We start from the raw sequence: 14,072 nt of genomic DNA, 5'->3' as shown, positions 1-14,072 counted from the left end.
TCGGTCGGCGTTCCCAGCGACCTGTCCCGCGCTTTTGCGGGAAGCGCGGAACCCGACATCCGCTACCCCTCCGTCTTCGCCAGCATCTTCTTTATCACCACCACCTGCCCCAAATGGTAATGACAGTGTTCGATGATCCCCTGCAGATTCCTGTAGTAGTTTCCATACCTCGCATCCGCAAAATCCTCCCACAGCTTACTCTCAGGCATTTGCTCGATCAGGCTTGCTAAGTTCTCGGCATCTTCCCAAGACTTCGCCAAGAGACTGTCCCAGTCCTCCTGCGACTGAATCAGAGGAAGGTCAAAACTGAATTTGTCGTGTGCATCAAGCTGCCTTCCCTGCATTACTTTCAAGACTGCATCGACAAAATAGTTCATGTGATACACCAATGCCGCAATGGTATTGAGCGAACCAACTTTAGTCGTTGCCTGTTGCCAGCTTACGCCCTTTAGATTTTCCTTCAGACTTGACGCTGTCCAATTACCACCGAAGTGAACCTGACGTAAGTGCTTGGCGATCTGTTGTTTGATTTCCATACCGCAATAAAACAATTTAGGGGTTCTTAGTCCATAAGCATAGTTACGAAATTTCCGCATCGATCGTGTTTTGCTGTTGCGCAAAATAACGGCCAACTATAATGGTCTTATCATCGATCGATTCATCGACCTTTGATGGCAACTATTCGCCCCCCATCCGTGATGTCCAGTTATTGAAACTGATGCGTTAAGCAGTTTCTGCTTTCGCATTGAATCTGGAGGATATTGAAAATGAGACACTTTCTTATGTTTCTGCTAGCCGCTCTTTTGGTTTGGAGTTCAAGCTCGTTGGCATTCGATGGCGATAGGAAGGGGTTTGTGTTTGGAGCAGGACTCGGTGTTGGTTACGTCTCCATTGATCGCACAATTGAGATTTCTGATGGTGACGAAGACAGTGAATTGGACGATGGCTTCGGCTTCGCAACCCGAATCGAGGCTGGGTTCGGCCACAACCAACAGATGATCTATGCCTTTGAAGTGCGTTCGCGATGGTTCAAAGAAACTTACCGAATAGGATATCCCGGCTCGGGAAAGAACTCTTCTTCCAATGTCTTGACGCTGCTCAATGGCCCAACTCTAACATATTTTACAGAACCTTCAGTCCCGAGTTTCTATGTCGGTGGAGGACCTGCGATTGTCTTTGTCACGGACGAACTGAATATGACTATACTTAGTTCAGGACCAAGAAACCTCGCTGCTTGGGGACCTGGTCTTGTACTCAAGTGTGGATACGAGTTTAGCCGTCATTTCGACATCTCCTTCGAGTTTGTAGCTGGCTTCCCGAGCGAAACAACCGGAACAGAAGACATGAGTGCTACGCTGTTAGGCTTGACGGTTTCGTTCAATTGGTTAGGATATTGAGGAAAGAGCTCCCTACCTCCTGTGGTTGTGTATCTTGTGTCCCAGCCCGCTGTACACCAAATCGCTGATCGGTTTGTTCATCAGGAAATCATGCGGGAATCCCAACTCGATCTCGCTCACCTGATCAAGCCGCTCCATCTGCTCCGGCGTGAGTTCGAAACCAACACAATCCAGCGACTCGCCTAACTGCTCTGCTGTCCGCGCACCAATAATCGGCACCATCACCTGATTGCGTTGCCGCACCCAGTTCAGCGCGACCTGCGAAGACTTCTTGCCGGTCTCGTCGGCAATCTGATCGACCACTGCCGCAATCTTCATCGCCCGCTCCGAACGCCGTGCGCTCTCCGGCGCGACACGTCCTTTGACATCAGTCGAATTGTTGGCACGGCTGTACTTCCCTGTCAAGGCTCCTCCGCCAAGCGCACCCCACGGCGTCACCGCCAAATCAAGCGCCTTCGCCATCGGCAGCAGGTCGCGCTCCGGTGTTCGCTGAAGCAGACTATATTCTATCTGCAGACCGGCAAATGCCGTCCAACCGCGGAAATCGGCCAGCGTATTCGCCATCGACACAATCCACGCCGGCGTGTCCGAGATACCGATATACAGCACCTTTCCTGCGCTCACCATATCATCCAGCGAACGCATCACTTCATCAACCTGCGTCGTGAAATCCCACGCATGCAGCCAATACAAGTCAACGTAATCAGTATTCAGTCGTTTGAGACTCGCCTCCAGCGACTGCACCATGTTCTTTCGGCTGTTGCCGGAAAACGACACGTCACCCTTGCGCATACTCAGAGAATACTTGGTCGCCAAAACGAACTTCTCGCGATCCGACTTGATGAATTCGCCGACCAGCTTTTCGCTCGTGCCTTCGGTGTAGCGATTGGCAGTGTCGATGAAGTTCCCGCCCCGCTCGACAAACAAATCAAACTGTCGCTTGCTTTCTTCCTTGGAAGCTCCCCATCCCCACTCTTCGCCAAAAGTCATCGTCCCGAGCGAAATCTCGGAAACCCGCAGCCCGCTTCGACCCAGCAGATGATACTTCATTTTCATCGTCCTTTATCTCCAAATCATCTTCTTTTGACCCACAACATCCCGCGTCGAGTTTTCGTTCCGCTCGATGCAGTTCTGAAACAGGAAATGGAATTCCGTTGTCTAATTGTAAACAACGATGTGAATTGAGCTATAATATATGAATCTCGATATCAAAAACCTTAGCAAACAATACTCAGCCTCCGTCTGGGGTCTTCGCGAATTCTCTCTACAGGCACAAAGCGGCATTATCGGCTTGCTTGGACCCAACGGCGCGGGCAAATCCACCTTGATGCGCATTCTTGCCACGATCACACGACCGACTTCAGGAGCAGTATCGTGGAACGGCTCGGACATTCTTGCCAACCCGAAGTCTCTGCGCGCCGAACTTGGCTATCTCCCGCAGGAATTCGGCATCTACCCTAATCTCAACGCCGTCGAGTTCCTCAACTATATGGCTGCGCTCAAGGGACTCGACACTTCAGTCAGCAAGAAGCGTATTGAAGAATTGCTCGTCATGACCAACCTGCTCGATGCCCGCAAACGTCCGCTCGGCGGCTTCTCCGGCGGCATGAAACAGCGCATCGGCATCGCCCAGGCATTGCTCAACGATCCCCGGCTATTGATCGTCGACGAACCAACTGTGGGACTCGACCCCGAAGAGCGCGTCCGCTTCCGTAATCTATTGACTGATCTCTCCGGCGATCGGCTGGTGATTCTCTCGACCCACATCGTTTCTGATGTCGAATCTACAGCTGACAAGATTGCCGTCATGGCAGCAGGCAAACTGCTCACGTATTCATCGCCCGATAACTTGGTCAACTCGGTACGCGGCAAAGTCTGGACCCAGATCACCGACACGCAGACGCTTCCCTCCATTCGCAAGCGTTATCTCGTTAGTTCTATGAACCGAACCTCAATTGGGTTGACTTTGCGCATTGTCTCGGCTGACAAGCCTTCAGAAGATGCCGCTTCGGCTGAACCTTCGCTTGAGGACGCCTACCTCTTCGCAATCGCTGCTGAGCGTTCCGTCCCCGTATGATAGGTCAACTTCCATCAGTACTTGCTGTCGCATTGGCCGACTTTCGCGAACGGTCGCGCCGCTACACGTTTTGGGTTTTTCTTGTTCTCATCGCTTATGCCACCTACCTGTTTATCCCCGCTCCCGGCGCTCCGTATACAACGGTGCGATTCGGCGATTATCGCGGCCTCTATAATTCGGCGTGGATTTCCTGTCAGGTAACCTTGCTCACCGTCACGATCTTATCACTGGTTGGATTTTACTTCATCAAAGGCGCCGTCAATCGTGAGCGCCGTCTTAAGACGCACGAGTTACTTGCCTCGTCACCAATGAGCAACTTCGCATACCTCGTCGGCAAATTCGGCGGCAATGTACTGGTATTGCTATCGATGATTCTTACACTTGCTCTCACGTCTGCTCTTCTGCAGTTTGCCCGCAATGAAGACCGTACCATCAAAATCATCGACCTGCTCGCGCCATACATCCTGGTAATTACTCCGGTAATGATCTTCGTTGCAGCACTTGCGATTTTCTTCGATTCAGTGAAATTCCTGCGCGGCGGTATCGGCAATGTGATCTTCTATATCTTTTGGGTTTTCGCAATTGTCACTGGCGGAATGAACCGGAGCGAAATCGCACCGTTGTTGGATTTCTTTGGAATCAGCTTTCTCTGGAACGAGATGATGAATGGTTGTGCTGCAGCAGTCACCAGCTATGTTCCGTGGGAAGGAATTCATTCTCTGGGATTCAATTTTACGCGCTCTGGACCGCCTCAACTTGGGACATTCCTGTGGAACGGCCCCCATTGGTCTTCGTCCTTCGTACTTGGACGCGTTGTATTGTTGATATTTTCTGTCGCCGTCGTTTCTGTGAGCGCAATCCTTTTTCGACGATTCGATGAAGAACCCGGGAAGGTCCGACAACGGTTCTTTGGCAAGAAAACGGCTCCCGCGCCCGAAAATCAATCTACTGCGACACAATCGTCAGCGGACACCCAGAATATTTCAGCCTTAACGCCACTTGCCGTTCACTCACACAAAGTGAATCTGTATAGCCTATTGACGGCAGAACTTCGAATCGCCCTCAATGGCGTCTCGAAGTGGTGGTATCTGATAGCCGCCGGCATTTTCGTCGCTGGGATGCTGACTCCGTTTGCAATCTCGCACAAATTCCTCCTTGCCGCAGCATGGTTCTGGCCACTGCTGATATGGTCGGCGATGGGTTGTCGCGACCAACTTTTCGATACTCGTCAACTGGTGCAGTCGAGTCCTGGTGGCGTCTGGGCGCAGTTGTCGATGCAATGGCTCGCAGGATTTCTTACTAGCGGTAGCGATTGGTGGATTTATCGGTTTCCGCACGCTGATATCCGGCGACTTCGACTTGCTAAGTCACTGGCTTATTGGCGCAATGTTCATTCCGACACTCGCCATAAGTTGCGGTATCGTAACCGGCGGCAGGAAGCTCTTCGAAGTTCTCTATACGTTGATATTCTACATCGGTCCGCTGAACAAAACGCCGATGTGCGACTTCACGGGCAGTGCCATCAACGGGAATTTTCAGACAAGCATCACACTTTGGGGCACGATCACCCTTGCGCTATTGATGATTGCTTTCGTCAGGCGGCAATGGCAGGTCTCTCGAGGTTGAGCGCCACACTCATAAAGTTGATTTCTTAACCGAATTCTCACTTTGCATTTGTAGCAGAAAATACGTAGTTTTCCCCCGATGAGAACCTATATCAGACTGCTCCTGGCATTTGCCTTGCTCTCAACGGCACTCTTGTGCTCTTCAGCTGTTGCACAATCTCCCACTCCCAATCAAGCAGGCAAACTTGTTGTATTGATTGTCGTCGATCAAATGCGCACTGACTACCTGACTCGCTTCGACAGCCTCTACACCGGAGGCATTGCCCGACTCGCTCGCAATGGCTTCGTCTTCGGTAGTGCCTTCCACAATCATGCTCACACCGAGACCGGCGTTGGACACGCCACAATTGCGACCGGCTCCTTTCCTTCCCGGCACGGAATTGTAGGCAACAGCTGGTATGATGATTCGTTGAGCCGCTTGGTTTATTGTTCAATGGACTCAACTGCCGCAATTACAAACCATCCGGATATGGAAGGCCGCTCCCCAGCTAACCTTCGTTCCGGCGGAATCGCCGATTGGCTCAATCGCAACCAGCCTGAATCAAAGGTCTACGCGCTTTCGTTGAAAGACCGCGCAGCAATCAATATGGGAAGTTACAGCGCCGACGGTGTCTATTGGTATAATTCCGACAACGGCAAAATGATCACATCGCTATTTTACACAGCCGTCTATCCGGAATGGGTAGCGAAGCTCAACGATTACCATGCCGCCGACGATTACTATTCCGGCATTTGGGATCGCTTTGCACCGCTCGCTGATTACCGGTTCTCCGGCCCCGATAGTGTTGTCAACGAGTCAGACGGCAAAGACATCGCGTTCCCGCACAATTTCGCACCGAGCGCAGATGATTCGAACGCTGTATTCTATGACAACTTGCTCGCAACTCCCTTTGCGGACCATCTTCTTCTCCGCTATGCCAGAGAGTTGATAAAGTACGAAGGACTTGGTCAGGACGAATTCGTCGATCTGCTCATGATAAGTTGCTCCGCTGCTGACTACGTCGGTCATGCTTATGGCCCGCGCAGTCAGGAGGTCCAAGATTATTATCTTCGCCTCGATTCGTATCTCGGCGAGTTGTTCGCTGAACTCGATTCAACGGTCGGAGTTGATCAATACTCGATTGTTCTCACGTCTGATCACGGCGTCGCCGATTTCCCTGAGTATCAGAAGTCAAAGGGTATTGACGCTGGCCGCATTCACCCTGATTCGCTTAACGCTGCTATCACGAACGCTGTTCTTGTAGCTGCCAAATCTCTCGGCTTGAAGAACAACCCAATTCGGCGGATTGACCGTGGTGTCTATCTCGACTACTCTGAAGCCGACTCTCTCGGTATCAGCAATCCCGCTTTGCAAGACGCCATCGTCACGGAACTAAAACGAACTCCTTACATCGTCGATGCCTACACGACGGCAGAGTTGACTGCTTCCGGCGGCACACCGCGCGACTACCTTCAACTCTTCAGGAACAACTACTTCCCAGGTAGAACCGCGCACGTTATGTATCGCCTCAAGGAAAACTATCTAGTCGATCGCAATAGCCGGGGTACGACACACGGAAGCTGTTATTGCTATGACACCGACGTACCAATTGTCTTCTACGGACCTGCAATCAAAACTTCATCATCCGACAGACGTATTCAGACTGTCGATATCGCTCCAACATTGGTCGAATTGATGGGAATTTTCTCAGCCGGCGAAGTCGACGGGCAAAGTCAATACCAATTGATCAAGAAGTGACAATCAGCAAACACAGTTCTTTTCTCTGGGGCGTCTCAACCTCTGCCTTTCAAATTGAAGGCCAGATCAACAACGACATCACAGTTTGGGAATCACTCGGCTACTTTCGAAACAATGGCGAAGATCCCATCTATAACCGAGCCGCCGACCATTGGAATCGATGGGAGAGCGACTTCGTTCTGCTCAAGGAGTTGAATCTCAACTCTTATCGTTTCTCTGTTGAGTGGGCGCGTATCGAGCCCGAAAGGGGCAAATTCGATCAATCAGCCCTCGATCAATACGTTCGCATGGTAGATCGACTGCTCGAGCTCGGTATTCAGCCAATGCTTACCTTGCATCACTTCACGCACCCGACTTGGTTCCATGAAGCCACTCCATGGCACAGCCCCGAATCGGTCGAAGCATTTGCTCGATTTACTGCCAAGGTTGTCGAAAGCCTCGGAGATCGTGTTAATTTGTATGTTACGATCAATGAACCGATGGTCTGGCTGCTGGCTGGATATCTCGATGCCAAATTTCCCCCCGGAAAGCGCGACGTTCATCTCCTCGCCGATTCGCTTTACAATATGCTCTTGGCTCACGCTCGTGCTTACGACATCATAAAATCAGCAAATCCGAATGCCGAGGTCGGTATTGCTAACAACTTCATCGTGTTCAAATCCGCGCATAAATGGAATCCACTCGACAAGAAAATCAAACGTCTTATTCACAGTTTCTACAACATGTGCATCGTCGACGCCTTTCACGAAAATGTCGTTCGAATCAAGTTCCCCTTCATAATGGATTATCACAAGCCGATCGCTCTGGATAACAAAATTGACTTCTGGGGCGTGAACTACTATTACCGCATGCACGTTCGATTCAAATTAAGTGTTAAGTATCCGTTCGAGTTATTCTTCCGCGACCGCTCCGGTTCAGGATTCACTGACCTTGGTTGGGAAATTTATGCCCGCGGACTTGGCAAGGTCCTGAATTGGCTTGAGCCAACCGGAAAGCCGATATATGTCACCGAAAACGGAATTGCCACTCAGGATGATACCCGGCGGTTGGAATACATGACACAACACCTGTCGATCCTGGAAGATTCGATCCGCCGCAATCCGCAGGTACGCGGCTACTACTATTGGTCTCTCATCGACAATTACGAATGGCTTGTTGGCTACAAGGCGCGATTCGGCCTTTACGAAGTCGATTACGAAAATGGACTCAAGCGAACACTCCGGCCCAGCGGCAGATTCTTCGGCGACTACATTCGCAACCTAAACACCGGCCACTCAGAGACTTAAATAGTCGATATTATTCACACAAATCGAACACAATCATAAGCCGGGCTGAACGGTTCAAGTCGTTAATCATACTGGATGATTAGAGGAACTGAAGTATGATCAACTCGATTATCGAAATCACACTGCTGTCGGCAGTTATATTCAGCGGCGCCTATGCCGTCGTTTCGACCCTTATTCTCGCCTATGAGCTTTATTTCAACTCGCGCCGCAAACGCCAGCCGAGACTCCTTCCTGCAATCTCAATTCTCAAACCACTGAAAGGACTCGACGACCAACTCGAGGAAAATCTTCGCAGCTTCTTTAAACTCGACTATCCCAATTACGAGATCATCTTCGGCGTTGCCGATTCCGACGATCCGGCCGTTTCCGTCGTGCGTCGCCTGCAGGCTGAGTTTCCCCCGAATCAATAGCACGCTGATCATTGATGGCCGCTGCCGCTCGCTCAATCCCAAAATCAATAATTTGCGTAACATGGTTCCGTCTGCTCGATATGATTACTTGCTTATATCCGACAGCAACATCCGCGTTGGCGGAGACTACCTCATCGACCTAATGCGTCACATGGAGCGCACTAATGTCGGTCTGGTTACCTCGACCATTCGCGGCATCTCTGCGGCAACGACTGCCGGCGTGATGGAGAACCTACACCTCAATACCTTTGTCGCATCCAGCGTCTTCGCTGTTCGTCGTTTGTTCAAAGTCCCGGTCGTTATTGGCAAGTCGATGCTCTTCACCCGCACGACTCTCAACCGTCTCGGCGGCTTCGAATCGTTCGGTGACTTCCTTGCTGAAGACCAACTGATTGGCTTAGCCGTTCGTGAAATGGGATACAACATTCGCACCTCAACCTATTTCGTCGACAATGTTAATGAGAGTTGGAACTGGGAAAAGTTCCTCAATCGCCATGTCCGTTGGGCGAAGATGCGTCGCAATCTCGATCTGCCCAATTATCTCTCCGAGATTCTCGGTCATCCGCTTGCGCTGACACTCGCGTATGCGGCATACCGAAATGACTCCAGTGGAGTGTTTGTCTTGTCAGTAGTACTCGCCGCTAAATATCTTTCGGATATAGTCGCACTTTATCTGATGCGCTCCGACTTGAGAATTTGGCATTGCCTGCTTCTTCCTATAAAGGACGCCATTATCTTCGGAGTCTGGTTTGTTCCATTCTTCTCTCGCAGTATTTCTTGGCGAGGAAACCTCTATCGCATCGAGAAAAACACCCAGCTATCTCGTCAACCTGCTATCGCTGATTGACTGGGCTAATCGACCTTCCATTCTCCAATTAAATCATTGACACCGCCACCTCAATTGGACATTTTGCACCGATAGCTGATTCGCATTGCTAATTGCCGTTGTCGTCTGCCCTTTGCATTCGATGGCGTAAATCTGTCGGTTGTCCGCAACGTCGCGGAACAGCCCACAAATATGACATAACGAGGAGATTTCGGGATGATTCGTAAACTGCTGCTGCTTCTGACTCTCATGACATTTGCCATTGCAGGCTGCGGACAATCCGGGCCGCAGGTCGTCAAAGTTGCCCTCGTCGCACCCCTTACCGGTGACATTTCTGCTCACGGTCAAGGTATGAAACGCGCGGCGCAAATGGCAGTTGATGAAGCCAACGCCGCCGGTCTCTTCCCGCAGTATCAGCTCCAATTCGCCGCTTTCGATGACCGCGGCGACCCCAAGGAAGCAGTCACAGTTGCAAATCAGATCATCTCTGACCCGACCATCATTGGTATCGTTGGACATCTCAATAGCGGTTGCTCCATTCCGGCCAGTCAAGTTTATGCCAAAAAGAAAGTCTTGATGATTACTCCCGCATCTACGAATCCCAAACTCACCCAGCAGGGTCTTAAAAACGTTTTCCGTCTCTGCACTACTGACGACGTTCAAGGACCTTTCGCTGCGGATTTCGTTGTTGATTCGCTTGGATTCAAAAAGGTCGCAGTGATTCACGACAAGACCGCCTACGGTCTTGGGCTCGCCGAGCAGTTTCGCACCAAGTTTGAAGCGCGTGTTGAACCCGTGCTGAGTTTCGATGGAATTGACGTCGGTGAAAAGGACTACAAAGCTCTTATCACCAAGATCAAATCCACTGGACCAGAGATCATTTACTTCGGCGGCATGCACCCCGAATGCGGCTTGATTACTAAGCAGGCCAAAGAACTTGGCCTCGCAATTCCGGTGTTTTCCGGCGACGGCGTTCTGACTCCCGAGTACATCACCATCGGCGGTCCTGCCACCGAAGGCGACCTTTCTTCAATGACCGGACTTCCGCCGGAGAAACTTCCCGCAGCGCAAAAGTTCATCGATGACTACGCGCGACTTTATCCCAACGACGATATGCAGCCGTACGATCCCTACACTTATGAAGCGGTCAAGATTATTCTCTCGGCTCTTGCAAAAGTCGGAACTGATCGCGACCTGTTGATCAAGACGGTTGCCGAAATCAATTTCACCGGCATCCTGGGCGAGTCGAGCTTTGATGAGATCGGTGATACTCGCAACAAGACGATCACCATCTATCGAGTGACCAACGGCAAATTCGTCTATGTTGATTAAGCGCGGTAGCTGAGCGGTCGGGTAGATGTTCTTTCAACAGCTAATCAACGGTATCACGCTCGGCAGTATCTACGCGCTCTTTGCGCTTGGGTACACCATGGTCTACGGCATCCTGCTCATGATCAACTTCGCCCACAGCGAAATCTTCATGGTCGGCGCCTACATCGGCTTTTTTGCTCTTACCTTCCTGCCGCTTGCGATTCAGGACATCGTGCCGCTGCACCTCTCGCTTGTATTCGTCTCGTCAATCGTCGGCGCAGGAATTCTGGCAGTCTGCGTTGAACGCATAGCATATCGCAAGCTCTATGGCGCATCGCGGCTGACTCCGCTGATTTCCGCAATTGGTGTGTCGATTTTTCTGCAAAATATCATGCAGGTCGGCGTAAGCGCACAGTCACAACCATACCCCTACCCCCAGTCGTCTGACATTGCACACTTCGATTTCTTTGGAGTTCAGATCAACTCCTTGCAGATTTCCATCTTCCTTCTGGCGATCATTGCCATGGTCGCCCTACAGTTGTTTGTCAATCGCACCAAACTCGGCAAGGCGATGCGCGCAACTGCGCAGAACCACACCGTCTCGCAGTTGATGGGCATCAACGTCAATTTGATTATCACGATGACCTTCCTGATTGGCGGCGCACTCGGCGGACTTGCAGGCGTCCTTAACGGGATGTATTACGGCAGTATCAAATTCAATATGGGCTTCTTCCCCGGCCTCAAGGCATTCACTGCCGCTGTGGTCGGTGGAATCGGAAACATCAAAGGCGCAATGATCGGCGGCTTCCTTCTCGGGATCATCGAAGCAATGTCGGTCGGTTACATTTCATCCGCATACAAAGATGTAATCCTTTTCGCAGTGTTGATCCTCGTGTTGATCTTTAGGCCAACTGGTATTATGGGCGAAGCGGTAACTGAGAAGATATGAAGATCACCCGCAAATCAGTCATCTACGCGCTCGGCATTGTTGGCCTTTTGGTCCTGCCGATTATAATGAACCAGGCGGGCAACTTCTACGCCGTCCGAGTCGCGGGACTCGTCGGCATTTACTGCATACTCGGCGTTGGCCTGAACATCACAATCGGCTATACCGGACTACTTGATCTTGGCTACATCGCCTTCTATGCCATCGGCGCATACACAGCTGCCCTCGTTAGCATTGCCGGAATCCCATTTTGGTTCGGACTGCCTATTGTGGTATTGGTCGGCGGTCTGATTCGACTGGGACTTGGCGCACCACTCCTCCGATTGCGGGGTGACTATCTTGCCATTGTCACCCTCGGATTCGGCGAAATCGTGCGGCTGGTCTTGGTCAATCTCGAACCGATCACCAACGGCCCCAAAGGTCTCCCGCGCGTCGAAGAAAAACTGCTCGACATCAATCTCTTTGGATTCAAGTTTACAGAGAACATTCACTACTACTACCTGATTCTCGCATTCCTGGCTGTTGCCATCATCATCAGCTATCGCCTCGAGCACTCGCGCATTGGTCGCGCTCTCGTCGCTATCCGCGAAGATGAACTCGCTGCTACTCTAACTGGCGTCAATGTGGCACGCGTCAAAGCCGTCGCCTTTACAATCTCCGGAATCATCGGCGCCGTTGCCGGTGCAATCTACACCCATTGGAATGGTTTCGTTTCGCCAGAGCAGTTCACATTCTGGGAGTCGATACTTATCGTCGCAATGCTCGTCATCGGCGGCATGGGAAATATCTCCGGCGTCATACTCGGCGTGGTACTACTTGTCGCCGTACCTGAAATTCTTCGCGCTTCGCTCGGAACAGCATTTGTCGATTACCGTATGTTGCTGTTTGGTGTCATAATGGTAGTCGCCATTATCTACCGCCCCGAGGGTCTCCTGCCTTCGAAACGTCGCGCGCTCGAACTCAAACCTGTCGAGGCTGAGTAGCATGTTGCTCGAAGTCCGCAACGTTTCAAAGAGCTTCGGCGGTCTCAAGGCGCTATGTGACCTTAGCGTCACTGTCGAAGAGAACCAGGTCATCGGCTTGATCGGTCCCAACGGCGCCGGCAAATCGACGTTCTTCAATGTCGTCACCGGTGTCTACCAGCCCGATCACGGACAGATATTCTTCAAACAGCGGCCCATCGCCGGACTCATGTCGCACCAAATCGTCAAACTCGGCATCGCCCGGACTTTTCAGAACATTCGTTTGTTTTCCGACATGACATCACTCGAAAATGTCATGGTCGGTCGCCATTGCCGCACAGGTTCGGAACTCGTTGCCGCACTTCTGCGGACGCCGACCTTCAAGCGTGAAGAAAAAGAAATCGAGGACTCAGCCTGTAAGTGGCTCGAATTCGTAGGACTTCTCAAACACTGCAACGACATCGTCCGCAACCTTCTGTATGGCGCACAGCGTTGACTGGAAATTGCGCGCGCACTTGCCACCGATCCGTTGCTGATTCTCCTCGACGAATCAATCGCCGGAATGAATCCCAGCGAATGCAACGATCTCGTCGAATTAGTTCGAAAGATCAGAGCAAGCGGTATCGCTGTCGTCATAATTGAACATCGCATGAATGTCGTGATGTCCCTATCCGACAATGTCGTCGTTCTCGACTACGGCGTGAAACTCGCCGAAGGTCTCCCCTCTGAAGTCACCGCTAACCCCAAAGTCATTGAAGCCTATCTCGGATCGTGATGTAGCATGCTGCTTGAAATTGACAACATACAGGTGTTTTACGGCCAGATAGCGGCGCTCAAAGGCATCTCGCTATACTTGGACAAAGGCGAGATTCTTGCGATAATCGGCGCGAACGGCGCCGGCAAGACTACTCTCATCAATACGATCTCCGGTGTACTGCATCCGCGCGAGGGTCAAATCCGATTTGCCGGCGAGCGCATTGACAAGCTTCCGGCATGGAAAATTGCGCGTAAGAAAATCCTGCAAATACCCGAAGGCCGCAAAGTATTCGCCAAGCAGTCCGTTCTTGAAAATCTCGAATTGGGAGCCTACGCCGAGAGCGACAATAATCTGATCAAAGACCGCGTTGCCGAAATGTATCGCCTCTTCCCGATTCTCGGCGAACGACGCACGCAATTGGCCGGAACGTTATCCGGCGGTGAACAGCAAATGCTTGCCATTGCACGCGGGTTAATGGCTGGTCCCGAGTTACTGCTCTTCGATGAACCGTCAATGGGGCTCGCACCGGTTGTCGTCGAAAAAGTCTTTCAGACGATCACTGAAATCAACCGTCGCGGAATTACTGTCTTGTTGGTGGAACAGAATGCCCGCAAGTCGCTGCAAATAGCTAAACGCGCGTATGTGTTGGAAACAGGCAAGATTGTGATGAGCGACACAGCGGCAAGCCTGCTCGAAAACGAACAGGTCAAACGCGCCTATCTCGGCGGATAGCCGCC

At 51.4% G+C, this 14,072-nt stretch carries 13 protein-coding genes and 1 pseudogene; 12 read left to right on the top strand and 2 right to left on the bottom strand.

The window, feature by feature from the left end:
* Nucleotides 1-62: 62 nt before the first annotated feature.
* Entirely contained in the window at nt 63-536 is a 474-nt protein-coding gene (locus IPH59_00415) for a DUF1572 domain-containing protein (GenBank protein MBK7090181.1), read from the bottom strand.
* 231 nt (nt 537-767) lie between these two features.
* Between IPH59_00415 and IPH59_00410 the strand changes: the two genes are divergently transcribed.
* Entirely contained in the window at nt 768-1,397 is a 630-nt protein-coding gene (locus IPH59_00410; protein MBK7090180.1) for a hypothetical protein, read from the top strand.
* A 12-nt stretch (nt 1,398-1,409) separates the two neighbouring features.
* On the opposite strand, the gene IPH59_00405 is transcribed toward IPH59_00410, so the two are convergent.
* Nucleotides 1,410-2,447: an aldo/keto reductase gene (locus tag IPH59_00405; protein MBK7090179.1), complete on the bottom strand. Its 1,038-nt coding sequence runs from the start codon at nt 2,445-2,447 to the stop codon at nt 1,410-1,412.
* 145 nt (nt 2,448-2,592) lie between these two features.
* Between IPH59_00405 and IPH59_00400 the strand changes: the two genes are divergently transcribed.
* From IPH59_00400 to IPH59_00350, 11 genes and pseudogenes are all read left to right on the top strand, one after another.
* Nucleotides 2,593-3,474: an ABC transporter ATP-binding protein gene (locus IPH59_00400; GenBank protein ID MBK7090178.1), complete on the top strand. Its 882-nt coding sequence runs from the start codon at nt 2,593-2,595 to the stop codon at nt 3,472-3,474.
* The gene (locus IPH59_00395; protein MBK7090177.1) at nt 3,471-5,129 is read left to right on the top strand and encodes a hypothetical protein; all 1,659 of its coding nucleotides are present in this window, start codon (nt 3,471-3,473) and stop codon (nt 5,127-5,129) included. Before IPH59_00400 ends, IPH59_00395 begins: the two co-directional genes overlap by 4 nt.
* A 49-nt stretch (nt 5,130-5,178) precedes the next feature.
* On the top strand, nt 5,179-6,837 hold the full coding sequence (locus IPH59_00390) for an alkaline phosphatase family protein (GenBank protein ID MBK7090176.1): 1,659 nt from the start codon (nt 5,179-5,181) through the stop codon (nt 6,835-6,837).
* Nucleotides 6,834-8,123 carry a family 1 glycosylhydrolase gene (locus IPH59_00385; protein ID MBK7090175.1) on the top strand — a complete coding sequence of 430 codons (1,290 nt, stop codon included), beginning with the start codon at nt 6,834-6,836 and terminating at the stop codon, nt 8,121-8,123. The genes IPH59_00390 and IPH59_00385 overlap by 4 nt, the downstream gene beginning before the upstream one ends.
* A gap of 95 nt (nt 8,124-8,218) precedes the next feature.
* A complete protein-coding gene (locus tag IPH59_00380) occupies nt 8,219-8,533 on the top strand; it encodes a hypothetical protein (protein ID MBK7090174.1) in 315 nt (104 codons plus the stop codon).
* A gap of 88 nt (nt 8,534-8,621) precedes the next feature.
* Nucleotides 8,622-9,380, top strand: a complete 759-nt coding sequence (locus tag IPH59_00375; protein MBK7090173.1) for a hypothetical protein — start codon at nt 8,622-8,624, stop codon at nt 9,378-9,380.
* A 195-nt stretch (nt 9,381-9,575) separates the two neighbouring features.
* Entirely contained in the window at nt 9,576-10,691 is a 1,116-nt protein-coding gene (locus tag IPH59_00370) for a branched-chain amino acid ABC transporter substrate-binding protein (protein MBK7090172.1), read from the top strand.
* Nucleotides 10,692-10,716: 25 nt separating this feature from the next.
* Nucleotides 10,717-11,619 (top strand): branched-chain amino acid ABC transporter permease, encoded by a 903-nt coding sequence (locus tag IPH59_00365; protein ID MBK7090171.1) that lies wholly within the window; start codon nt 10,717-10,719, stop codon nt 11,617-11,619.
* Complete coding sequence (locus IPH59_00360; protein MBK7090170.1) at nt 11,616-12,599, top strand: ABC transporter ATP-binding protein; 984 nt, start codon at nt 11,616-11,618, stop codon at nt 12,597-12,599. Before IPH59_00365 ends, IPH59_00360 begins: the two co-directional genes overlap by 4 nt.
* Nucleotide 12,600: 1 nt before the next feature.
* Nucleotides 12,601-13,353: pseudogene (locus IPH59_00355) on the top strand (ABC transporter ATP-binding protein).
* Nucleotides 13,354-13,362: 9 nt separating this feature from the next.
* Nucleotides 13,363-14,067, top strand: coding sequence for an ABC transporter ATP-binding protein (locus IPH59_00350; GenBank protein ID MBK7090169.1), 705 nt, complete (start codon nt 13,363-13,365; stop codon nt 14,065-14,067).
* Nucleotides 14,068-14,072 lie beyond the last annotated feature (5 nt).

The organism is bacterium (assembly GCA_016708315.1).
GTDB lineage: Bacteria > Zixibacteria > MSB-5A5 > CAIYYT01 > CAIYYT01 > JADJGC01.
This window is presented reverse-complemented; position numbering and strand designations above follow the sequence as displayed.

Bases quoted from the DNA above. Each gene is read 5' to 3' on its own strand.
- IPH59_00415 (MBK7090181.1), bottom strand. From the start codon at position 536: ATGGAAATCAAACAACAGATCGCCAAGCACTTACGTCAGGTTCACTTC.
- IPH59_00395 (MBK7090177.1), top strand. From the start codon at position 3,471: ATGATAGGTCAACTTCCATCAGTACTTGCTGTCGCATTGGCCGACTTT.
- IPH59_00390 (MBK7090176.1), top strand. From the start codon at position 5,179: ATGAGAACCTATATCAGACTGCTCCTGGCATTTGCCTTGCTCTCAACG.
- IPH59_00370 (MBK7090172.1), top strand. From the start codon at position 9,576: ATGATTCGTAAACTGCTGCTGCTTCTGACTCTCATGACATTTGCCATT.
- IPH59_00380 (MBK7090174.1), top strand. From the start codon at position 8,219: ATGATCAACTCGATTATCGAAATCACACTGCTGTCGGCAGTTATATTC.
- IPH59_00410 (MBK7090180.1), top strand. From the start codon at position 768: ATGAGACACTTTCTTATGTTTCTGCTAGCCGCTCTTTTGGTTTGGAGT.
- IPH59_00405 (MBK7090179.1), bottom strand. From the start codon at position 2,447: ATGAAGTATCATCTGCTGGGTCGAAGCGGGCTGCGGGTTTCCGAGATT.
- IPH59_00400 (MBK7090178.1), top strand. From the start codon at position 2,593: ATGAATCTCGATATCAAAAACCTTAGCAAACAATACTCAGCCTCCGTC.
- IPH59_00365 (MBK7090171.1), top strand. From the start codon at position 10,717: ATGTTCTTTCAACAGCTAATCAACGGTATCACGCTCGGCAGTATCTAC.
- IPH59_00360 (MBK7090170.1), top strand. From the start codon at position 11,616: ATGAAGATCACCCGCAAATCAGTCATCTACGCGCTCGGCATTGTTGGC.